A 22,895-nucleotide genomic window follows, 5' to 3' on the forward strand; every position below is an offset into this window, starting at 1 on the left:
CCGTCTGACTTGCCAGTGGCGGGTAGTTTATAGATACTTCGCTGTCAAACCCAAGATTTATGCTCGAAACCGGGTTTCTGAGTATAGCCTTTCTCGGTTTGGGCTGGTTTTGTCGAAATATTATCTGCTATGGGCAAAGTTTACACGGTCTTACGGGCCACTAAAGATGTCTTGGTTCAATCTTCTTCGACGGGGACAGCCTGGTATCTTGATTCGGATACTAAGGGTTCGAGTGTTTTACCCTTGGTGTTTTCCGGGGTTAGTGCAACTGAGTTGTTGGGGTTGACGATGCCGCCGGAGATGATGACTTTAAAGGCATCTTCGATCGACATTGACAAATTGACTAAATCTGCTTCCGGCACTATAGCGTACCATCCGGTGGTGGGGTTGGGAGTGGTGGGGATGAAAATGCCGATGGGGGTTTCGCCGGACAGGTGAGGCGGAATATCGTTACTCTCGATCGTACCGGTCACAAATGCTAAAGTCCAGATTCCCCGCCGGGGATATTCCACTAACACCACGCGGCGAAATTTATCGTTTGAGTTGAGGATGGTTCCCAGCAGTTGTTTGAGGGTTTTGTAAACCGAACCGGCTAGGGGAATTGCCTGCAACAGCCGTTCGCCAAAGTCTAGTAGCCACTTGCCAAAAATGTTGCGGGCCATTAAACCGATGACTAAAATGCTCAGCAGGGGTACAGCCAACCCTACTAACAGATTTAGCAGATTCACCAAAATCGGGTGGAGTCCGTCAAAAGGGTTGATCTGCTTGGGAATTTTGGTGAGAAAATTGATGACCCAACTGGCGACGGTAATTGTCAGCCAGATGGTGGTAGCTAAGGGTATCACTACCAGTAGACCTGCGATCAGGTCGTTTTTTAAGTCTTGTTTGATGCGTTGGAGCACGGCGGGTCAAATCTCCTCGTAACTGGTTGCCAATAACCTGAATAAACCTGAGACTAAAGCAACTGCACGGGCTTTACTGGAAGTCACCATAGACCATCGTCTTCAATTCTGCTAAACCCTACCCTTTCTGACGGGGAAGAGTTAAGGCTCGCCGGTGCTGTACCTCTATTTTAAAGAATTATTGCAAGTTGGCGCTTGATTTTAATATATGCGGGCTGTGCAGCAGCTCACCGTATTGTATATTTTAAGACACTTTGGCGCGGGATAAATCAATAAGCCGATCGCTCAGAGGCTGCCTGGGAGTCCAGGTGTAGCGAGTCCAGGGGAAATTTTCTGTGATTGGTGTAGGAATTTAATTGGTCGATCGAGCTTTCTCAGATTTTATGCTCGGTGGCACTTCGTTTTACCGAATTCACAGGAATCTCTGCAGGTTGAGTGCAGTGCCTATCCAAAAATAAATCTTTGGATAGATGCAGTATGACTTTTGTTAGTATATATATTTTTTTTGATGGTCTACAGCGCTCAACAAGGCAACAGTTGCCTACCATGCAAGTGTGGCATGTTAGGCAACTCCGGCAAAAAGTAAAGCAGACAGACCAGCAACTTTGACTTATTTTGACAGGATTAATCGATATTCAGGAAATAAGGGCAGAATTCACGCGAATTCGAGTTTGAGAGGAGCGGCAAAGCAATATAGAATTAACTCGGACATCACTACAAAAAAATAATCTGCCAAACGAGGTAGCAGTATTTAGTAGAAGCGAGATAAATTACTATATAGCTAGGTGTTTCTAGTCAGAAGCGCGAAACTATTTGTTCGACAGGGTATAGCTAAACTGCTGAACAGAAGCAAGATTCCAGCCGTGCTTATTCCTTGGAAGCAGACGAAAGTGAAGGAAAAACAAGCGTACTAACCAATCAATTCAGAGCGGTAATTTACCTCGTGGCAAGCAGCAATAGACTTGATTAGAAGTTAGGATTGAGATGTGAATGCTCCACTCAGGAAAACACTTAATTTTTACATTTTTTTAGGCGATTCAAACGCAAGACTTTTTTGGGATTCACTTAACCAGCCGCAGCCCGATCGAATTTGGTGTCCGATAATTAATATTTAAGTAAAAGGAATTTTTGTGAAAACGCTCAGTATCCTCTTAGTAGAAGACAGTCCCCTAGATGCCGAACTGATTGAGGCATATCTAATGGATGGCGGACTCCAATTTTCTCTGGTGTGTGTGGAAAATCGAGAAGACTTTGCCACGGCGCTGGAAAAACAACGTTTTGACATTATTTTGGCAGATTATATGCTGCCTTGTTTTAACGGGATAGCTGCACTGGAAATCGCCCACACTACTTGTCCGGGAGTGCCGTTTATTTTTGTTTCGGCTACTTTGGGCGAGGAAGTGGCGATCGAAACTTTGAAAAGTGGCGCTACTGATTATGTTCTCAAACGCCGTTTGATGCGCCTGGTGCCGTCGATTCAGCGGGCCCTGCGGGAAGTTCAAGAACGGAACGATCGCAAGCTTGCCGAAGCACAGCAGCAGGAAAGTGAAGCTCGATTTCGGATTATGGCAGATACCGCGCCGGTGATGATTTGGATGTCGGACACTGACCAACTTGGCGATTACTTTAACAAAGTTTGGCTGGAGTTTACCGGTAGAACTTTGGCGCAAGAAATGGGCACGGGTTGGATGGAAAACTTGCACCCAGATGACTTGCCAGAATGTCTGGATATTTACCAAAAAGCCTTCGATGCTGGCAGCGAGTACCGGATTGAATGCCGTCTGAGACGCTATGACGGGGAATACCGCTGGGTTTTGGGTACGGGCGTACCCCGGTACAGGCCCGATAGCACTTTTGCAGGTTACATCGGTTCTTACATCGATATTAGCGATCGAAAACTGGCAGAACAAGAACGCGCTGCCGCTTTGTCCCGCGAACAAGCAGCGAGGTTGCAAGCAGAAGAAACAGCTAAAGCGCTGCAATCGGCAAACGATCGAATTACTAACATTCTCGAAAGCATTACTGATGCTTTTATCGCGGTAGATTTAAATTGGAACTATACCTATGTCAACTACCAAGCTATTGAGCTGTTAGGCCGAGCAAAAGCAGAACTGATTGGAAAAAAAATTTGGGATATATTTCCCTGGGCGGTCGATTTACCGTTTTACGAAATGGCGGCCAAAGCATTAGCAGAAAAGGTAACGATCGAGTATGAAGAATTCGTACCGTTATGGAATAAGTGGTTGAAGATCCGTTTTTATCCTTCCGATTCGGGTTTGTCGGCTTACATCCAAGACGTTAGCGATCGCAAGCAAGCAGAAGCTGCACTCAAAGCTAGCGAAGAAAAGCTGAAAATGTTAGCCGAAGCTAACTTGATAGGAATTATCTTCGGGGATGTTAACGGCGGCATCATGGAGGCTAACGACGAATTTTTGCGGATGGTTGGCTACAGACGGGAACAGTTGCAGCGCGGGGAATTAAACTGCATTGACATTACGCCGCCGGAGTACCGGTCTCTCGACGAAAAGGGGATTGCAGAGGCACAAGCAACGGGAGTTTGCACTCCCTACGAAAAGGAATACCGGAGGCAAGACGGCAGCCGGATTCCGGTGCTGATCGGATATGTTTTGCTGGGGGAAAAGCGTCAAGAATTTGTGGCTTTTATTCTCGATTTGACGGTTGGCAAGGAGTTGGAAAGAGAACTACACGATCGAGCCCAGGAATTGGCGCGGGCGAACCGGATTAAAGACGAGTTTCTGGGAACTTTGTCCCACGAATTGCGGACGCCGCTGAATGCGATGCTGGGATGGGCGCAACTGCTGCGAAACCGCAAGTTTGACGAAAAAACGACTGTTCGGGCTCTGGAAACGATCGACCGCAATACACGATCACTAGCAACTCTGATCGAGGATTTGTTGGACGTGTCGCAGATTATTACCGGGAAACTGTCGCTGAATTTGCGGTGGGTGGATGTGATTTCGACTGTTGAGGCTGCGATAAAGACTCTCGCACCCGCGATTGGGGCAAAAAATATTGAAGTGGTGACGGATTTCGACCCAACTGTGGGGCGGATTTTTGCCGATTCTGGTCGCTTGCAGCAGGTAGCCTGGAATTTGCTGTCGAATGCGATTAAGTTTACTCCCGATGGCGGACAGGTAAAGGTGGAGGTGCGAAAGATGGAGAGGACTTTGGTTCATGAGGAATCCGCTTGCTGTAAAAATTTGTCGCCCGCTAGTGTGGAAATTGAGGTTAGCGACACGGGACAAGGGATTTCAGAAGAGTTTTTGCCGCACGTTTTCGAGCGGTTCAGCCAAGCTGACAGCTCTATAAGGCGATCGTACAACGGATTGGGTTTGGGTCTGGCCCTAGTGCGGCATTTTGTGGAAATGCACGGGGGGACTGTGCGAGCGGAATCGGCCGGGAAGGGAAAAGGAGCGAGGTTTTTAGTGAGATTGCCAATTCAACAGCATCATTGCGACGGCGGATTTTCTGTTGCCGCACTCGGGGAGTTTGCGATTCCTCAAAGCAAGGCGCGAGTCCCTGTAAAGGAGTCTTTTGTCAGCAGCAATCTTTCTGGAGTGCGGGTATTGGTGGTAGATATCGACGCGGATTCCCTCGATTTTGCCTGTACCGTGCTCGAAGATTGCGGGGCCGAGGTGGAGACTGCTAGCTCTGGAATGGGTGCCTTGGAGGCGATTGAAAGGCTGAATCCAGATGTGTTGGCGATCGATATTGAGATGCAGGCCCCTGATGGAGAGGCTTTGCTGCGGCAAGTGCGATCGCGGATGGTGGACAGGGAAATTCCGGCGTTGGCGTTCACGGCGGTTGGTAGGGTAGATGAACGGGTACGGGCGCTGCAACAAGGTTTTCAAATTTACGTGCCCAAGCCGATCGAGCCTGCTGAGTTGGTAGCGGTGGTGGCAAGTTTGGTGGCGCGATCGAACGATTTTAGATTTTAGATTTTAGATTTAATGCGTTTGCAAACTTGGAGGACAGATGTCCTAACTACAAACTAATTTTCTTGCATTCGAGCGATCGTAGCATCCGGTAACAGTTTCCCAAAAGAATGCAACTGTTGATAAGTTCCAAACCCCGATAATCCTCAGTAGTCCCACTTCTTCGATTCTTTAATCTAAAATCTTTAATCTAAAATCTAAAATTGTATGAGGTGCAGGGACGATCGCCCTTAACAGTATATCCTCAAATATCAAGTTCAGAAAATCTGTTGTTCATTAGGTCTGAGTTTTAATCACAATTAAACCTAATTTGTCAAGCCCCAAAAGTTATAAATTTAATTTAAGTCAAAGTTTGTAGCTTTCGATCACAGGTGCAGGGAAGATCGCCCTTAACAGTATATCCTCAAATATCAAGTTCAGCAAATCGGTGCTTCACTTGAAAAATACCGTGCCGCGGTCAATGCTTATAGCACTCCTCTATTTCCCGCCCAGCAAGGATTTTGTGTCGCTCTTTGATTTTTCCAGGCGGCCAGGTTCCAACTATCAACGACTAGATACCAATTGCACCCGGCCGGCATCCATTTCATCCATTAATAACTCTAAAGCCTCATAATCAATATCCGATATGTACCCCAAACGGGTGAGCTCGTAGTTGATTTCGTTTTCAATGTCAGGCGTTAACTGCTTAATGTAGAGGGCTTTTTCTACAAGATGACGAATAGCATAGGTTGCTTGCATAGTAGCTCGGAGAACTCCGTACAATTTAATTATTATCTGAACAGTCGATCGCGCGCGTGATCTAAATCAGAACTAACAAGTGATTTCAATTACATTATTCAGTTTTATCTAACAGCCAGGGGATAGTCGATCTCAATTTTTAGAATTCTCAAGACTCAACCTGCTGGCATAAATAAAAAATAGTATAGTACCTTACGTTTCCTACCCAAATCTTACGCAAAATTTCATAAAAAAGAGTCAATAAATAAAGATTCAGTAAAACTACTGAAAAAACTGGTCGATTTCCCTCAAAGCAAGTTAGCCTCAGAGTTATCAAGTAGGTTTAGGCTTACACCTGTCCAGCACAGTAGTTGAAAATACGTAGCAACCATAGGTTTGACATATGCAGACACTTCTTGCCCATAAACCAATTACGGTGATTCGACCCCTAGACCATCTGAATGCAGCCACCTCCGGAGAATTCGGACGGCAACTAATTACAGCAATTGCAGCCCCCGGAGTGGTAGCGGTACTCGTAGATTTGGGCGCAGTAAAACTTATTGACAGTGCCGGTTTGATGGCATTGGTTTCGGGCCTTAAGCAGGCGAAAAAAATGGGGCGCAGGTTTAGTATTTGCTCGCTATCCCCCGGAATTGCGATGATTCTGGAACTCAGCCAACTCGATCGAGTGTTTGAGATATTTGAAAATGTCGATAGCTTTGAAGCCGAAAACTCCTGCGTAAACCAGCACTGGTAGAGGTGCCTCCTCGGCGAAAACAAGCAACAAAACCCAGTAAATTCGGTTAAATGCCCGAAAAGACAGAGGACTGTCGTTGGCGTGTTGGCAGATTTTAAGGTAGGCTGCTTAAGAGTCGCAAATATGAGAGCGAGTCGAGCCGTGGCAGTAAAAGTCGAAGAATTACTTACAGCAGACATTAATCAGCCTGCTCGTTATCTGGGAAACGAATTGGGGGCTGCACACAAGCCTTGGGACGCGGCTTCTGTGCGCTGGGTGCTCACTTACCCAGAAGTGTATGAAGTTGGTGCTTCCAATCTGGGACACATCATTCTTTACAACATTTTGAACGCAGGGCCGAGACAGTTGTGCGATCGAGCTTATTTGCCCGCCCCCGACTTAGCAGCAAAACTGCGATCGACCAAAACTCCCCTGTTTGCAGTAGAATCAAGGCGATCGCTCACAGAATTTGATATTCTGGGCTTCAGCCTCAGCTACGAACTCGGAGCCACAAACATTCTGGAAATGCTGGATTTAGCCGGCATTCCCCTAACTTGGCAAGAAAGAGCGACCAATCGCCAAAACGGTCAAATGCCACTGATTTTTGCTGGCGGGCAAACAGCAACTTCCAATCCCGAACCCTACGCTGACTTTTTTGACTTCATCGCTTTGGGAGATGGAGAAGAATTGCTGCCAGAAATTGGCTTGATTTTGGCAGAAGGCAAAACAAATAATTTGAGCCGAGAAGCATTGCTGCTGGATTTAGCGCAAATTCCCGGTGTCTACGTCCCGCAATTCTACGATATGGCGGCCGACGGTTCTGTTCATCCCAACCGCCCGCAAGTTCCAGAACGAATTCTGCGCCGCGTGGCAACTCCGATACCAGCTTATTCGATCGGCCTGGTTCCCTACGTCCAGACAGTACACGACAGACTGACAGTAGAAATCCGCCGGGGATGCACCCGCGGCTGTCGCTTCTGTCAGCCGGGAATGCTGACTCGCCCCGCGCGCGATGTCGAACCACAGCAAGTCGTAGAGGCGATGGAACAGGGAATGCAAGCCACCGGGCACAGCGAGTTTTCCCTGCTTTCCCTCAGTTGTTCCGATTATCTGGCACTCCCCGCAGTCGGGATGGAAATCAAAAATCGCCTGAAAGATAAAAATATTTCTCTGTCTCTACCCAGTCAGCGGGTTGACAGATTTGACGATAATATTGCCGACATTCTCGGCGGTACGCGACAAGGTGGTTTGACTTTTGCGCCGGAAGCTGGTACTCAGCGGATGCGGGACATCGTTAACAAAGGTTTGACAAACGAAGAATTGCTTCGGGGTGTCAAAACTGCAGTTGATCGGGGCTGGGATAAAATCAAGCTGTATTTTATGATCGGTTTGCCTGGGGAAACAGATTTTGATGTTCTGGGCATCGCCGAAACAGTCCGCTGGCTGCACCGGGAATGCAGGATCAATGGCAGGCGGGGACTGAATTTTAACTTGACAATTTCTAATTTTACGCCTAAGCCTCACACTCCTTTTCAGTGGCACTCGGTTTCTACTGCTGAGTTTTCCCGCAAGCAAAAACTCCTGAAGGAAGAGTTTCGGGGAATGCGGGGCGTCAAAGTCAATTACACTGATGTGCGGATTTCGGCAATGGAGGATTTTGTCGGACGGGGCGATCGACGTTTGGCTGCTGTAGTCCGCCGCGCTTGGGAACTTGGCGCGGGTATGGATGCGTGGTGGGAAAGCTTGGATCAGGCTTACAAAGCTTGGACTCAGGCGATCGATGAATCGGGCCTTACCTGGAAATACCGCCAAGTCGAAAGCGGCGAGTGGAATCTTTTTGACAAGGAAGAAGGAAGAAGGAAGAAGGAAGAAGGAAGTTCGGCAACGGATTCTGTAACGGATGTAACGGATGTAACGGATGTCAGTCCGATGTCCGTCGGAAGAAGGGAGAAGGAAGAAGGAAGAAGGAAGAAGGAAGAAGGAAGAGAAATCAAGGAAGATTTTCCCAATTCTCCGGATCTCCCCCTCTCCCCCTCCCCCTCTCTCCCCCTCTCTCTCGATCAGGCCCTGCCTTGGGATCACTTAGATACGGGAATCGACAAAAACTGGCTGAAAATTGACTTGCAAAAGGCTTTAGAAGCAGCGACGGTTCCCGACTGTTCCTTTGAAGGATGTTCGCGCTGCGGGGTGTGTGGCACCGATTTCGGACACAATGTGGTTGTGGATGCGCTGCCAATTCCAGAGTTTGCTGGGGAGTTCGTGCCGAATACGGAGCGGAAACAGCGTTTGCGGGTTTGGTTCGGGAAGGTGGGCGATATGGCTTTGGTTGGTCATTTGGATTTGATCCGATTGTTCGATCGAGTAGTCCGCCGCGCCGATTTGCCGATTTCGTTTACCGGAGGATTTCACCCGAACCCTCGGATTTCTCTGGCAAATGCTCTGCCTCTGGGTGTTACCAGCACTGGGGAAATTGCTGACTTTGAGCTCACTGAGTCGATCGATATTGAGAGTTTTCGGGAAAAGTTGGTGGCTAAGCTGCCGGAAAATATTCCGATTTACAAGGTTGAGTCGATCGATCTCAAGGCTCCTTCTGCCAGTCAGTTGTTAGAAGCAGCGGAGTACGTGGTTACTGTAGCTGTAGGGGGTTCGTTGACAGAAAATGGCGAATTAGACCATGAAAATTCTGCTCCTGTCTCCCTGGCTCCTGATGCCAACTGGGAAGCTTGGGTCAAGACGATCGTCGAAACCGAGGCTTTTTGGCGGGTGCATACTACTAAGTCGGGAAAGACTCAGGATGTCAATTTGCGCGATCGACTGCACAAACTAGAACTTGTAGAGCAGAAACCCGACAGCAGCACCTCTGCTAGGAGTGCTACATCCGAAGGTAGAGCCGTCTTGCGCTTTACGGGCAGTTGTCGCAGCGACGGTAACTTGCTCAAGCCAGAACATATTGTGTTCATGCTCGAACAAGTCAGCCAGCAGGAAATTCAGCTTCTGCAGGTTGAGCGTAGTCAGCTAGTCCTGGGTTATGGTTAAGATAGGGAAGCTAAGAGTGGAATATTTCACCTTCGGCTCTCGATCGGGATGTGTCGTTTCACGCTATAATCGCTTGTTATGGAAGCCGCGGTGGCTCGAGCGCTTTAGTCGCTCGCCGCCCTCGTCAACCAGCAACGCGGGCTGGGTGCAAATTGCTTCTGTTCAAGACTTCAAGCCTTTTTGTTGTACATTCACGGGCTAAATCTAGCGCCAAACCTGCAGGAGCGGGGTCTGAACCAAATTTAGCGATTAATTTCGATCGATCGACTGGTTGTCGGTGGTCGGCTTATTCAAAAATCTCACGGTTCAAACCGCAGAGCGGGTATTCAACAATAGATGTTTTTGGCGGGTCAAAAAATGGAGATAAGCCCCCGACTTAAGTCGTGAAGAACCAAAAATTTTAGATTTTAGATTAAAGTTCCAGCTCCCAGATTCATCTATGGAGTAAATCTAAAATCTAAAACCTAAAATCTAAAATCGACTGACCCGTCAAAAAACGGAGATAAGCCCCCGACTTAATTCGTGGAGAACCAAAAATTTTAGATTTTAGACTTTAGTTCAATCTCCCAGATTCATCTGTGGAGTAAATCTAAAATCTAAAATTTAAAATCTAAAATTGACTGACCCGTCAAAAAACGGAGATAAGCCCCCGACTTAATTCGTGGAGAACCAAAATTTTAGATTTTAGATTAAAGTTCAATCTCTAAGATTTATCTGTGGAGTAAATCTAAAATCTAAAATCTAAAATCTAAAATCGACTGACAAGGTTTTAGGGTTGGCAGGGGCGGAGGTTGCAGTCGAATGCCAAACTGGGGTGTGTTGAGTGCGATCGCGCAAGAATTCAACAAAAGTCTAGGCGCTTTCACTCCTACCTACTTTCGCTCAAAACCAGCCCTCAACCACCACGCAAGCGGAGTTATCAGTTCGTAGTGTTAAGTTGTGTGTTAAGAAATTGGTACGGTGTCAATGAATTTATTCGCGCTCGTTCAAAGGAAGAGTTGTAAGTCTTGAATTTTGAGTATTGATTTGGCAATTCTCAACTCAAATCTCAATACGGCTAACTCGATAAAAGCCTCCTTATTTCTATCTCTCAGATTTATCTGCTGAGCATAACTCATAACTCTGTACGGGCGGGTTTAACTACTTTATCTGTAACAGTTAACAGTGAACAGCCAACAGTTAACAGTGAACGGTCAACAGTTAACTTTTCTTCCACCCTGCACCAACTCACAGCTAATAACTCTTCAAGCTACTACTAATTACAGTCTAAGTCAGAGGCACTATGAGTGCGTAAGTGTCTCTAACTTGCTGCCAGTTTTTTGAGGAAATTGAATGACAAAGCAGATAGTTATAGCAGAGCAGCATCGCATTGCTGCCGTCTTTTCAGAAGATCAAATCCAAGAACTTGTGGTAGCCACAGGCAGCCACCAAGTCAGTGACATTTACTTGGGAATTGTTGAAAATGTACTCCCTGGGATAGATGCGGCCTTCGTCAATATTGGCGATCCAGAACGTAACGGGTTTATGCACGTCACAGACCTCGGCCCGCTGCGCCTTAAACGCTCGGCAGGAGCAATTACAGAACTCCTGACCCCCCAGCAGAAAGTGGTGGTACAGGTAATGAAAGAACCGACGGGCAGCAAAGGCCCCCGGCTGACAGGCAACATTACCCTGCCGGGCCGCTATTTGGTACTGATGCCCTACGGCAGGGGAGTCAATCTCTCGCGGCGGATCAAGTCCGAAGCCGAGCGCAACCGCCTCAGAGCCCTGGCTATTTTGGTGAAACCGGCCGGGATGGGGCTGCTGGTACGCACTGAAGCTGAAGGGATGACCGAAGAAGCGATCATGGAAGATTTGGAAGTCCTCCAAAAACAGTGGGAAGCTGTTCAACTCGAAGGCGGTACTTCGCGGGCGCCGGCACTACTCAACCGGGATGACGATTTTATCCAGCGGGTGCTGCGAGATATGTTCAGCGGTGACGTGAATCGGATTGTGGTGGACTCGCAAAATGGAATTAAGCGGGTGAAGCAGCAGTTGATGAGCTGGAACGGCGGTAAACTTCCTGCGGGAGTTTTGATCGACCACCACCGAGAGCGCGCCTCGATTTTAGAATTTTTCCGGGTAAACGCTGCGATTCGAGAAGCCCTCAGACCGAGGGTGGATTTGCCTTCGGGCGGTTATGTGATTATCGAGCCGACTGAGGCGCTGACGGTGATCGATGTCAACTCTGGCTCGTTTACTCGATCGGCCACGGCTCGGGAAACGGTACTCTGGACAAATTGCGAAGCAGCAACGGAAATTGCTAGACAACTGCGGTTACGCAATATTGCCGGGGTGATTATTGTTGACTTTATCGACATGGAATCCCGCCGCGATCAGTTGCAGGTGCTGGAACATTTCAATAAAGCTCTCAAAGCTGACAAAGCTCGGCCGCAAATCGCTCAACTGTCGGAATTGGGACTGGTAGAACTCACTCGCAAGCGCCAAGGTCAAAATATTTACGAGTTGTTTGGCCACAGTTGCCCTACTTGCAGCGGGCTGGGTCATCTGGTGCAACTCCCCGGAGAAGAAGACTTCGCCGCAGCGGTGCGGGAATCGGGCGATCGCACTGTTGCTACGTCGAACCGCGTTTTGTTGAATTTGCCCGAAGGATTGGAACGCCGCAGCTTGACGCCTGTGGCGGCTGCAACTCCTGCCCCGGTGCGGGAAGAACGCCCCCCCGAACCGGCTCGGGCTGCTTGGGAACCTCCGAGCGAAAGTTTGGATTTTGAGACGGGCAGCAATGCCTCGCCTTTGGACTTGCTCAACCATCCCAGCTATCAGGATTTGGGGAACGGAACCAGACGGCGCCGCCGCCGCCGGATTGGCGAAGAGCCTTTTGCCCTCCCGGTGGAGGAGGAACCGGTACGCAGCAAGTTGCGGCTGCCGAATACTTCGAGCGCGCCTGTAGCGGATACGCGCTCTGAGTATCTGGCACCCCCCGGCATCCGGGCGGCTTCGGAGGGCTTCGGGCTGGTGAATATGGCGACTGTTGGCAGGCGCGAGGATTTCGATCGGGTGCGTCCGGCTAAGTCTGAGTTGATGAAGCCGATGGTGGAGCCTCCGGAGGTGATTTCGGTGGAAATGACGGCGGAGGAGCAGGATGTTTATGCTCTGATGGGGGTTTCTCCTTTGGTGCTTACTGATCGCAGCGTGAAAAATCCTAAGAATGCGATCGTTTCGGTGACTCTCCCCGGAGTGGCCCCGAACAAGCCGCCTTTCGAGCAGCTCGAATTTGAGTTTGAAGCGACGACGCCTGCACAGAATGTTGAGGAACGAGATTATTATCCAGAAATGTCGGTAGTTGAGCCTGTATTTTCTGAGGATGATGATGATCAGGATGATGATGAGGCCCAAATTTATGCCGAGAGTTTGATCGACGAAACTGATGATTTTGATCAGATTGAGGAACCCAACGATGTGATGGACGAATCCTATGAACTGATCGAACTCAATGAGCCGATCGAACTCAATGAGCCGATCGAATCCCATGAGCCGATCGAACTCAATGAGCCGATCGAATCCCATGAGCCGATCGAATCAAGCGAACCCGAGGAGCCTGCTATCAACCGCCGCCGGCGCCGCCGCTCATCTGCCCTTTTGGATGAATAGTTATGAAAGAAGAGGGAAGAGAGAAGAGCGAAGAAAGAAGAAGGAAGAAGGAAGAAGTAGAAATTTTTACTCTCTTCCCATCTTTCCATCTTCCCCTTTCCCCCTCTCCCTCGAACGCTCTGGTAATTGCGGGTGTGGATGAAGTTGGACGAGGCGCTTTGTTCGGGCCGGTGGTGGCTGCAGCCTGCATTTTGCCCGACGAAGTTCTCGATGAATTAGCAAGTTGCGGGGTGCGTGACAGCAAGCAGTTGAGTGCCACAGCCCGGAGTCGGTTAGCTGTGAAAATCCGGGCTGTGGCGGTTGACTGTCAAATTGGTGTGGCTTCGGTGCGGGAGATCGATCGCCTCAATATTTTGCAGGCTTCTTTGTTGGCGATGAAACGGGCAATTTTGAAGTTGAAGGTGACACCGGATTTGTGTTTGGTTGACGGGAATCAAAGAATTCCTAATTTGGCGATCAAGCAAGAGACGATGATTAAGGGTGATGCGCGATCGATTCAGATTGCTGCTGCTAGTATTGTGGCGAAAGTTTGGCGCGATGAATTAATAGTAAGTTTGGCTGTTAAGTATCCTGAATATGACTTGACAAATAACAAGGGATACGGTACGGCTAAACATAAATTGGCTTTGGAACGCTGCGGTGTATCTGTCTTTCACCGACAATCTTTTAGTCCTTGTCAAAAATAGTTAATTGTATCTCACATCTTGCACCATTCTCAACTAGCCCTTGCATTTTCTCCCAAAATGTAAAAGAAAGGGCGTAGAAACCATCAGGTAGGTCAATGTTAACCATTTTTAAACAGTAAGTGCCAGTATTATTAGTCGCTTTCTCAATCATTACCAATGGTCAGTGCGGGCAGTAATTTGAGTTGTGATAAAGGCCAGGGTTTCAGCAATACAGAACATAAGCAAAACTTCTCTATGTATGGCTCCATACCCACGGCACCTTACCGCTTTAGTCAGAGCGAGTTTTATGAGGACTTTAGTCCTCACTAGAAACCGCGACTCGTGATTCCGATGTGATCGCCCCGATCGCACTTTAGGATTGTTTGATCGGTTGTTCGATCGGCAATTCTATGATAAACTCCGCTCCGTGGCCGAGTGCAGATACGCAGCTCAGTTTGCCACCGTGTTCTTGGACAACTTTGTAGGAAATGGACAGGCCTAAACCGGTGCCTTTGTCGGCGGGTTTGGTGGTAAAAAAAGCCTCGAATAACTGCTGGGAAACTTCTTCTGGCATACCTGGCCCGTTGTCAGAAATCCTAATTACAGCATTGGAGTTTTGGACTTCTGTCCTAATTTTAATCTTGCTGCGGTTAGCTTTGACTTCGGCAACTGAACGCCCTTCGTTGTATTCCTCGATCGCGTCGATCGCATTTCCGATCAAATTCATAAATACCTGATTGACTTTCCCGGCATAACACTCAACCAAAGGCAAATTTCCATAGTCCTTAATTACCGCAATTTCGGGATAGTTGCCTCTGGCTTTCAGGCGACTTTGCAGAATCAGCAACGTTCCTTCAATCCCTTCGTGCAGGTTAACTTTGCTCATTTGAGAATCGTCTTTGCGAGAGAAATTTCTGAGAGATCGCACGATTTCCCGAATGCGATCGGCCCCTACCTGCATCGAAGACATCGCTTTCGGCAAATCTTCTAGCAGAAACTCTAATTCGATATCCTTAATTTGATTTTGAATTGCTGCCGGCGGCTGCGGGCAGTGCTGCTGGTACATATCGAGCAAATTCAGCAAATCTTCCGTGTAGTGGCCGACGTGAACGAGATTGCCGCAGACGCTGCTAACAGGATTGTTAATTTCGTGAGCAACACCGGCTACCATTTGACCGAGAGTAGACATTTTTTCAGTATGAATTAATAAGGCTTGAGTTTGCTGCAACTCGTGCAAAGTATTTTCAAGCTGAAGTTTTTGTTGGGTTAACTCTGTTTGCGATCGCCGCAAAGCTTCTTCACTGCGTTTCTGCTCAGAAATATCAGTAATTAATCCTTCCAAAGCTAGCAATTCTCCAGAGTCGGAAAACACTCCCAAACCTTGCTCCCAAACCCATTTTAATTCGCCATTTTTAGAAGTAATTCGGTAATTTAGCTGATAGGGTCGATTTTCTTGCAAGGCAACTTGCACGGCATTCCATAAATTATCGCGATCGTCCGGGTGAGTCAATTCCGATATAGAAATTTGCCGAGTGCCGATAAATTCTTCAGGAGAATAGCCGGCTAACTGATAGCAACCTTCGCTGACAAACTCCATACTGCGATCGGCATCGTTGCGAAAACGGTAGGCCATCCCCGGCAAATTGCTCATCAGCGTCGCCAAGGCCCGCTGGCTTTCCCGTAGGGCTTCTTCGGCGTGTTTGCGATCGGTAATATCCGTCATCACCGCCAGCATACAGAGTTCGCCGTCCAAATTAATCAATTCCGCTGACAGCAAACACACCACCACCGATCCCGACTTCATCCGAAACTCGCACTCTTGATTGCGAACAACACCTTGTTCGTGCAAACTTCGCCTAAAATTAACTCGGTCTTCAGGCCTTACCCAAATATTTAACCCCGGTACTGTATTCCAGGTCGTTTCTTCTAAATCGTAACCCGTCATCAACAGAAAACTATCATTAACTTCAATAAAACGACCCTCAGCAAAAGTAGTAATAATCATCGGATCCGGACTTGAGCGAAAAGCCTTAGAAAACTTTTCTTCCGACAATCTCAACTTTTTAATGGCCTCTTCCAACTGACTTGTCCGCTCTTTAACCCGGCATTCCAATACCTCGTTAGCCTGCTTCAGGGCCTCCTCAGCCTGCACCCGCTCAGTGATATCGCGCACCACGCCTTGCAGCCCCATTTTGCCGCCAATATCCATAGAAGTTAGCAGCACTTCTGCCGGAAACTCAGAACCATCTAAACGGCAGTGTCGCCAGTCAAAACGGCAATTTCCCAATCGCAGAGCCGTATTAATTCGCTCTTGAGAAAGACTCATAGAATCTTGTCCGTCCGCTTGCAACGGCGGGCTGAATTCCGAAGGATGCTTGCCGCAAAACTCCGATTCAGTGCTGCATCCAAATAATTTTAAAGTAGCCGGATTGCAATCCAAACACCCCTCTTCGTCTAGCAGCATTACCGCATCTGTCGTCGATTCGTACAAACTGCGAAACTTTTTTTCAGAGGCCTGCAAAGAAGCAATCAACTGCATTTTTTCTTCTGCCGCTTGCTTTTGCTTGGTAATGTCCTGCATTACTTGAGAAAATCCCTGCAACTTTCCCCTTTCATCGCGCAAAGGAGTAACAATAATATTCGCCCAAAATCGCGATCCGTCTTTGCGAAGCCGCCAGCCTTCATTTTCGTATCTACCTTCTGCCACCGCCTGGAGTAATTTTTCTTGGGGCTTGCCGATTTCAATATCTTCTTTCGTGAAAAAACACTCTGAATTATTTCCGACTATTTCATGAGCTCTGTATCCAAAAATGCGTTCTGCACCAGAATTCCAGCTAGCTACATACCCATCCGTATCTAACATAAATATAGCGTAATCCTTAACGCCTTCAATTATTAAGCGTAAGCGTTCTTCGCTTTCTCGAAGTCCCGATTCTGCTTGCTTACGCTGGGTGATATCTTCTACAAAACCTTCGTAGTAGAGCAATTTCCCCGCCTCATCGCAGACAGCCCGTGCATTTTCAGCGATCCAAATTATTGTTCCGTCTCGGCGATAAATCTGCGACTCAAAATCCGACACCACGCCCTGTTCTTGCAAAGCATAAACAAACTGATCGCGCCGATCGGGATTGACGTAAAGCTGATCGCTGATATCAGTCAGACAGCCCATCAATTCTTCGGCGGAATTATATCCGTAGATGCGAGCCAAAGCTGGGTTAGCGCTGATGTAGCGACCGGATTGGGTTGTTTGAAAAATACCCGACACAGCATTTTCAAACATACTATAATATTTTGCTTCCATTTGGTGCAGTGCCTCCGCGACATTCAGGCATTCTATCGCTTTATTTCCTAATTTTTGATTTCCCACTTGTGAATACCCTGCCCTTGTGTGTGAGTTGAATATTTTGGTCTGCCGCCTGTTAAATTTGAGCGGTTAGTTAGGCTGAAAGATGGGGTGTCGCAGCCGGATACGAGTGTGTTTATTCATCTGTTCTAATGGGGTGTTAGTGGTTAGTAGTTGCTGCTGAAAGTTTAGTTTATCCGGTATTTATTTGAGGCTTGACTGGCTGTTACGATCGCATTGGCATATCGATCGGCCTGCGGTGCAGGTGTTAGAGCAAAACCTGCTCCTTGAAATCTCCCTGAATATATTAGCAGTTGAATACCCTGAAATAAGTTAGTAGCAAGGATGTTGTTACAATAAAAGGCAGCGACTTCTACAACCGCAAAAGCCTATTTTTAGGATTTGGGTGAGAGTACGATCGACTATTACGCGAGGCAACAAACCCGCCTGCAAGAGCTAAAAGCTCGCTCTCCTTGCTGTCAGTCGATTTTAGATTTTAGATTTTAGATTAAAGTTGACTCCACAGATGAATCTGCGACTCTCCTAATGTCTAAAATTTTTGCTTTCCACAACTCCTGTCGGAAACTTTTATCGGTCTTTGGGTGCTCTGAGTTACTGTTAAGTATTATTGCTGATAGATAATACAGCAGACTTCTGGCAGTTGTACGATTTGGGGTTTCTATGTAAAGTTGGCACAACAATAGGGTAATTGTTGTATCAAAAAATTCATATTCTGCTGCTGCGGGCAGAAAAATTCTGTAGCGGTGCTGGCATTTGGGCAAAAATCTGGATCCGGGCGTGCAAAATTTGGTCGGCAAGTCTGGTAAAATCCCGATCGATTCTCGGTTTGGCCGCAAAGCTCGATCAAGCTAAATTTGACTAGAACGAACTAATAAATGACAGATTCTCCTCTCCTAGCAACGCCAGAGTTATCCCCTCCTTCAACCCAGACGGCGGATTCTCCTGTGTGGTCAGCCCTCCTGCAACAACTATTAGACAGACAATCTCTCTCACGCGCCCAAGCAGCCGACTTGATGCAGGGATGGCTGGCAGAAGCTATTCCCCCCGTCCTCTCAGGAGCAATTTTAGCGGCCATCCAAGCCAAAGGCATCTCTGCCCAAGAATTGGTAGGAATGGCTCAGGTATTGGATTCTCAGTCGCTTGCAGGTGAGTCGGAGAGCGTTTTCAATTCCCAATCTCCAATCTCCAATCTCAAATTAATTGATACTTGTGGCACCGGCGGCGACGGCGCTTCCACGTTTAACATTTCCACTGCTGTCGCTTTTGTGGCCGCCGCCGGCAAAGTTCGAGTCGCGAAACACGGAAATCGCTCCGCATCAAGCAAAGTGGGTTCTGCTGACGTGTTGGAAGCACTCGGAGTCAACCTCAACGCCGATGCCGCGAAGGTAAAAGCTGCGGTAGACGCAGTAGGCATCACCTTTTTATTTGCGCCTGGGTGGCATCCCGCACTTAAGGCTGTAGCGTCGCTCCGGCGCACTTTGAAGGTGCGGACTGTTTTTAACCTTTTAGGGCCCCTTGTCAATCCTATGCGCCCTACAGGGCAGGTAATTGGGGTGTTCGATCCTAGTCTGGTATCAACTATTGCTCAAGCTTTGGGCGAGTTGGGGACTGAGTTAGCTGTAGTCGTTCACGGTAGAGAAAAATTGGACGAGGCGGGTTTGGGAGATGTGACTGATTTGGCGGTTTTGTCGGATGGCAAAGTGGAACTCACTACTTTAGACCCCCAAAAGGTAGGATTGACACCAAGTGCGATCGGCTCGTTAAAAGGCGGAAATGTTGAGGAAAACGCCGAGATTTTGCGGAACGTTTTGCAAGGCAAAGGTACGCCCGCACAAATGGATGTTGTAGCTTTGAATGCCTCTTTGGCTTTTCAGGTGGGAGGTGCAATTCCTATGGGTTCCCACGCAGCAGGAGTTACTATGGCGAAGGAGATTTTATTGAGCGGTGAATCTTGGTTGAAGTTGCAGCAGTTGATCGAGTTTTTGAAATGAAGGAAGAGGGAAGTTCGGCAACGGATTTTGTAACGGATGTAACGGATGGAAGAAGGGTGAAGGAAGAAGGAATTTTTTGTTTTAACTAACCAACAAGAAAAATTATTGAATTTTCAATTTTTCTTTACTTCTTCCCTCGGACTTCTTCGTTTTTTTTAAGAGCGCGATCGAAATTCAATCACATCTTGCTTAATCGTTATGTCTTTATTACCAAAAAAATCGTGACCCAATAGTCCGATATCTAGGGACGGCGAGACTGCGACAACTACATTGTTAACTGCCAGACCACCTGCTTCCATAGAAGTCAAACGACCGAGGGGAAAAGTAGCCACTCCGTTGGGAGTTTGTGCTTGCACCGAACCCTGGAGAACAACGCCCAAGGCTTTAGCCATTGCTGGTGTAATTACTGTGCCGCTGGCTCCAGAATCTACCATCATCTCGAACTTTTGTTTGCCGTTAAATGTGACTTCTATGACCGGGATATTAGCCTCTCGGCGTTTGATTTTTGCCTGAAATACTCCCGACTTCGCGGAGGGCGAAGTAGCGGGATTCAATGCTTCGGGGAGAAAACCGCAGACTGATTGGCTGAGGTTAAGGGTTCGGCCTGACGAGCTCCGCATGAAGCATCCCTCACTTTCTTGAGCCACTGCTCGCGAGGAGTTGGCAACAGTCCCTACTAAAATTGAACTGCTCACAGAAATAACTGTTGTTACAACCAGTAACGGTTTGCACAGTTTTTGAGAGTTCTGTAGAGGCTTGTATAAGTTTGAGAGTAAAGGCAAGGGAAATTTACTAGCCATAGTTTCGTTAAACGCTGTAGCTCGATCGTAACAGCGACAACTGCCTTTTGGTATAGATTTAGACTTTGGGCCCTTCTAAGCTGCTGGCAGATAAATTTATGGCCCAGGGGGAGATGAAGAATTTGCACTTGTTGCTGCTTTTTGATTACCTGTGGCATAAGTGCCTCCGGCATGGGGCTTCCGGCATAAGTGCCTTGCTTTTCCGAACCCTGGCACAAATTAAAATAATATCTGTATATTGCCGACTAGCATCAAATCGCTGGCAGTGGTAAGAATTAAACCAAACGAAAGTAATTAAGGATGCCATGTCACTTTCAACTGCACAACCCGCTCTCCTAGTCTTGGCTGACGGTACTGCTTACCGCGGCTGGTCGTTTGGCGCTGACGCCACCGTCGTTGGCGAGGTAGTATTTAATACGGGAATGACGGGCTACCAAGAAGTATTGACCGATCCCAGCTATTGCGGTCAAATTGTAACTTTTACTTATCCAGAATTGGGCAACACCGGGGTAAATCTCGAAGACGAAGAATCCTCGCGCCCGCAAGTTCGAGGTGCGATCGCCCGCAACGTCTGCAGCCGCCCCAGCAACTGGCGCTGCTCGCAATCTCTGCAAGACTACCTAAAACAGTACGATATCCCCGGAATTTACGGGATCGACACCCGCGCCCTCACTCGCAAAATTCGCACGGTGGGAGCGATCAACGGTGGCATTTCGACCACGATTCTCGACCAGGCGGAACTTTTGGAGCAAGTACAAGATGCCCCCAGCATGGACGGGCTGAATCTGGTCCAGGAAGTCACCACTCGTGAGGTTTACGAGTGGTCTGAAGCCACGGACTCGGTTTGGGAGTTCAGTCCCACAGTCAAACCTGCTAACGGCAAAATGTGGACGGTGGTAGCGCTAGACTTTGGGATCAAGCGCAACATCCTGCGGCGTTTGGCGAGTTACGGGTGTCGGGTCATCGTTGTCCCCGCTGACACGTCGCCGGAGGAAATCCTCAAATACAACCCGGACGGCATTTTTCTGTCCAACGGCCCTGGAGATCCGGCGGCGGTAACGGAAGGGATCGCGACTGCGAAAGCTTTGTTAAAGTCGGACAAACCCGTATTCGGCATCTGCATGGGACACCAAATTTTGGGACTTTCCTTGGGTGCAGAAACTTTTAAACTTAAGTTCGGCCATCGGGGATTGAATCATCCAGCGGGTTTAACTGAGCAAATAGAAATTACTAGCCAAAATCATGGTTTTGCGATCGACCCCGATTCCCTAGCCCCCGAAGTAGAGATTACTCATCTCAATTTGAACGATCGCACCGTAGCCGGATTGAAGCATAAAACTCTGCCACTGTTCTCAGTGCAGTACCACCCAGAAGCCAGTCCGGGCCCGCACGACGCCGATTATTTATTCGATCGATTCGTGCAGTCAATGCGAGACAATCAGAAAGTAGCCAGCAGTAAGTAGTCAGCAGTCAGCAGTCAGCAGTCATTAGTCAGTAGTCCTCAGAGGCTGTTTGTGTCGATCGCTTCTGACTAAGGACTAATGACTAATGACTAATAACTAAAAAACTGTAGACAAAAGACCAAAAAACTCCTATAATGAAGCCTCGACTTTAAGCCATATCTAGCTAGGAGGGTGTCATTTCTGAGTCATTGACCCTGACCGTTAGCCTCAGAGGCACTCGCGAAGTCAGGAATAACTGTCAGTTATTTCGCCTGACGGGCCTGCTGGACGCTTTTTCTGAGGCCACTTTTCGGAAGGTAATAAGCAAATGTATTGACGAGGGCCCAAAACACGTAATTTTGGACTTGTCTCAGATAGACTTTGTGGATAGTTCAGGCTTGGGCGCACTTGTGCAACTTGTCAAAAAAGCCCAAACCTTGGAAGGGACATTGCAAATTGTCTCAAATCCCCGCGTAACTCAGACTGTTAAACTGGTTCGCTTAGAGAAATTTTTGTCTTTGCAGCCTTCGGTTGATGAGGCGGTAAAAAACGTCAAGGATGCTTGACGCCAAAGTGGATTAAATTAGCTATCCGGTTCTCAATGCTGGATAGCAAATTTTTATTTTTGTGCAGGTAAAACAATACCAATTTTCCCAGAATCTGCGACACGCGCCAGCCGCTATTTCCCCGATGCTTAGAGTTTCGGTGGAGGGGCAGTAAAATATGTGTGGCAAATACGCGGAAAAATGGTATAAAAATTAGAGCATCCCGATTTGGTAAAAAGCCTTTTTTAGGAGTGCGATCGTCGCGCCAAGCTTTGCCTATATATCTCGCTTCGTGATCTGACAGCGAACACTCCTGGGAAAGCTATAATTACTGAAGTAGCGAAAGACGCAATAAGTAAGTGACTAGAAAAACCAAGCTGTGCGGAAGTTTTATTTAAAAAAGTATGTCGCCGATCGCAGATGACGGGCTCAAACTGAGTCTGACTGATATCAGTTTAAATAGAGTGCATCCTGCGAGGGCTACACCAGCAGAAATAGAAAGAATTTCGCCCGCAGCCTGGGCATATTTGGGAGATGCAGTGTACGAACTCTACGTTCGGAGTTCGTACTTAGTCCCACCCAAAAGATTGCAAGCTTATCACGAATTGGTGGTGGGGCAAGTACGAGCCGAAACTCAAGCGCGTCACTTGCGATCACTCTCTCCTTACTTGAACAGTACAGAATTAGCAATTGTCAAGCGCGGCCGCAATGCTGCAGCGGGCCGTTCTAAGCGAGCAGATCCAGAGATATACCAACAAGCCAGCAGCTTAGAAACCTTGGTCGGATATTTGTATCTCACCGATCCCGAAAGATTGACCGAACTTCTGGCACTTTTAGATCTTGAGACTTAAAGGATTTAGCAGTTAAGAGTTGGGAATGGGGAGGAATTAATTAACCATCCTGGCACGGCTAACATAAAACCGCAAAAATCTTGATCGGCAAAACAGGATTTATCAGTTATTAACTAGCAATTTGAACACAGCAAAATCCTTGCTCCCTCCCTAGACTATCTAAAATCTCAAAGCCCAAAGATTGCTCCCTCAATCAAGAATCTCACATCTAAATTCTACAATCCATTAGCCTTCAGCCA

Annotated in this window: 14 protein-coding genes; 10 read left to right on the plus strand and 4 right to left on the minus strand. The window is 47.7% G+C overall.

Annotated elements, in window-relative coordinates:
• Positions 1–176: 176 nt before the first annotated feature.
• Entirely contained in the window at positions 177–902 is a 726-nt protein-coding gene (locus QUA74_RS09655) for a DUF502 domain-containing protein (RefSeq protein ID WP_333327429.1), read from the minus strand.
• A gap of 1,130 nt (positions 903–2,032) precedes the next feature.
• Here QUA74_RS09655 and QUA74_RS09660 point away from each other — a divergent pair.
• Positions 2,033–4,861, plus strand: coding sequence for a PAS domain S-box protein (locus tag QUA74_RS09660; protein ID WP_333327432.1), 2,829 nt, complete (start codon positions 2,033–2,035; stop codon positions 4,859–4,861).
• 540 nt (positions 4,862–5,401) lie between these two features.
• On the opposite strand, the gene QUA74_RS09665 is transcribed toward QUA74_RS09660, so the two are convergent.
• Positions 5,402–5,596: a hypothetical protein gene (locus QUA74_RS09665; RefSeq protein WP_193975465.1), complete on the minus strand. Its 195-nt coding sequence runs from the start codon at positions 5,594–5,596 to the stop codon at positions 5,402–5,404.
• A 382-nt stretch (positions 5,597–5,978) separates the two neighbouring features.
• Here QUA74_RS09665 and QUA74_RS09670 point away from each other — a divergent pair, with 382 nt between their 5' ends.
• The 5 genes from QUA74_RS09670 to QUA74_RS09690 all read left to right on the plus strand — a co-directional run bounded on the left by QUA74_RS09670 (position 5,979) and on the right by QUA74_RS09690 (position 13,684).
• Positions 5,979–6,332 (plus strand): STAS domain-containing protein, encoded by a 354-nt coding sequence (locus tag QUA74_RS09670; RefSeq protein WP_333327435.1) that lies wholly within the window; start codon positions 5,979–5,981, stop codon positions 6,330–6,332.
• 141 nt (positions 6,333–6,473) lie between these two features.
• Complete coding sequence (locus QUA74_RS09675) at positions 6,474–9,347, plus strand: TIGR03960 family B12-binding radical SAM protein (RefSeq protein ID WP_333327547.1); 2,874 nt, start codon at positions 6,474–6,476, stop codon at positions 9,345–9,347.
• Positions 9,348–10,148: 801 nt separating this feature from the next.
• Complete coding sequence (locus QUA74_RS09680; RefSeq protein WP_333327438.1) at positions 10,149–10,277, plus strand: hypothetical protein; 129 nt, start codon at positions 10,149–10,151, stop codon at positions 10,275–10,277.
• A 402-nt stretch (positions 10,278–10,679) separates the two neighbouring features.
• Positions 10,680–12,998 (plus strand): Rne/Rng family ribonuclease, encoded by a 2,319-nt coding sequence (locus QUA74_RS09685; RefSeq protein ID WP_333327441.1) that lies wholly within the window; start codon positions 10,680–10,682, stop codon positions 12,996–12,998.
• A gap of 2 nt (positions 12,999–13,000) precedes the next feature.
• A complete protein-coding gene (locus QUA74_RS09690) occupies positions 13,001–13,684 on the plus strand; it encodes a ribonuclease HII (protein ID WP_333327443.1) in 684 nt (227 codons plus the stop codon).
• Positions 13,685–14,036: 352 nt separating this feature from the next.
• On the opposite strand, the gene QUA74_RS09695 is transcribed toward QUA74_RS09690, so the two are convergent.
• The gene (locus QUA74_RS09695) at positions 14,037–17,030 is read right to left on the minus strand and encodes a PAS domain S-box protein (protein WP_333327446.1); all 2,994 of its coding nucleotides are present in this window, start codon (positions 17,028–17,030) and stop codon (positions 14,037–14,039) included.
• An 872-nt stretch (positions 17,031–17,902) separates the two neighbouring features.
• On the opposite strand from QUA74_RS09695, the gene trpD reads away from it, so the two are divergent.
• Positions 17,903–19,018 carry an anthranilate phosphoribosyltransferase gene (gene trpD / locus QUA74_RS09700; RefSeq protein ID WP_333327449.1) on the plus strand — a complete coding sequence of 372 codons (1,116 nt, stop codon included), beginning with the start codon at positions 17,903–17,905 and terminating at the stop codon, positions 19,016–19,018.
• Positions 19,019–19,173: 155 nt separating this feature from the next.
• Here trpD and QUA74_RS09705 read toward each other — a convergent pair whose 3' ends face one another.
• Positions 19,174–19,713 (minus strand): retropepsin-like aspartic protease, encoded by a 540-nt coding sequence (locus QUA74_RS09705; protein ID WP_333327452.1) that lies wholly within the window; start codon positions 19,711–19,713, stop codon positions 19,174–19,176.
• 410 nt (positions 19,714–20,123) lie between these two features.
• Here QUA74_RS09705 and carA point away from each other — a divergent pair, with 410 nt between their 5' ends.
• From carA to QUA74_RS09720, 3 genes are all read left to right on the plus strand, one after another.
• Entirely contained in the window at positions 20,124–21,281 is a 1,158-nt protein-coding gene (gene carA / locus QUA74_RS09710; RefSeq protein WP_333327455.1) for a glutamine-hydrolyzing carbamoyl-phosphate synthase small subunit, read from the plus strand.
• A 188-nt stretch (positions 21,282–21,469) separates the two neighbouring features.
• Positions 21,470–21,826 carry an STAS domain-containing protein gene (locus QUA74_RS09715; protein ID WP_015176627.1) on the plus strand — a complete coding sequence of 119 codons (357 nt, stop codon included), beginning with the start codon at positions 21,470–21,472 and terminating at the stop codon, positions 21,824–21,826.
• Positions 21,827–22,209: 383 nt separating this feature from the next.
• Positions 22,210–22,656 (plus strand): Mini-ribonuclease 3, encoded by a 447-nt coding sequence (locus QUA74_RS09720; protein ID WP_190662113.1) that lies wholly within the window; start codon positions 22,210–22,212, stop codon positions 22,654–22,656.
• Positions 22,657–22,895 lie beyond the last annotated feature (239 nt).

Origin of the sequence: Microcoleus sp. LAD1_D3 (genome assembly GCF_036702135.1) — a bacterium.
Taxonomy (GTDB): domain Bacteria; phylum Cyanobacteriota; class Cyanobacteriia; order Cyanobacteriales; family Microcoleaceae; genus Microcoleus.

Coding starts and splice junctions, on each gene's coding strand:
- QUA74_RS09665 (WP_193975465.1), bottom strand. CDS start 5,596: ATGCAAGCAACCTATGCTATTCGTCATCTTGTAGAAAAAGCCCTCTAC.
- QUA74_RS09690 (WP_333327443.1), top strand. CDS start 13,001: ATGAAAGAAGAGGGAAGAGAGAAGAGCGAAGAAAGAAGAAGGAAGAAG.
- carA (WP_333327455.1), top strand. CDS start 20,124: ATGTCACTTTCAACTGCACAACCCGCTCTCCTAGTCTTGGCTGACGGT.
- QUA74_RS09670 (WP_333327435.1), top strand. CDS start 5,979: ATGCAGACACTTCTTGCCCATAAACCAATTACGGTGATTCGACCCCTA.
- trpD (WP_333327449.1), top strand. CDS start 17,903: ATGACAGATTCTCCTCTCCTAGCAACGCCAGAGTTATCCCCTCCTTCA.
- QUA74_RS09680 (WP_333327438.1), top strand. CDS start 10,149: ATGCCAAACTGGGGTGTGTTGAGTGCGATCGCGCAAGAATTCAACAAA.
- QUA74_RS09685 (WP_333327441.1), top strand. CDS start 10,680: ATGACAAAGCAGATAGTTATAGCAGAGCAGCATCGCATTGCTGCCGTC.
- QUA74_RS09720 (WP_190662113.1), top strand. CDS start 22,210: ATGTCGCCGATCGCAGATGACGGGCTCAAACTGAGTCTGACTGATATC.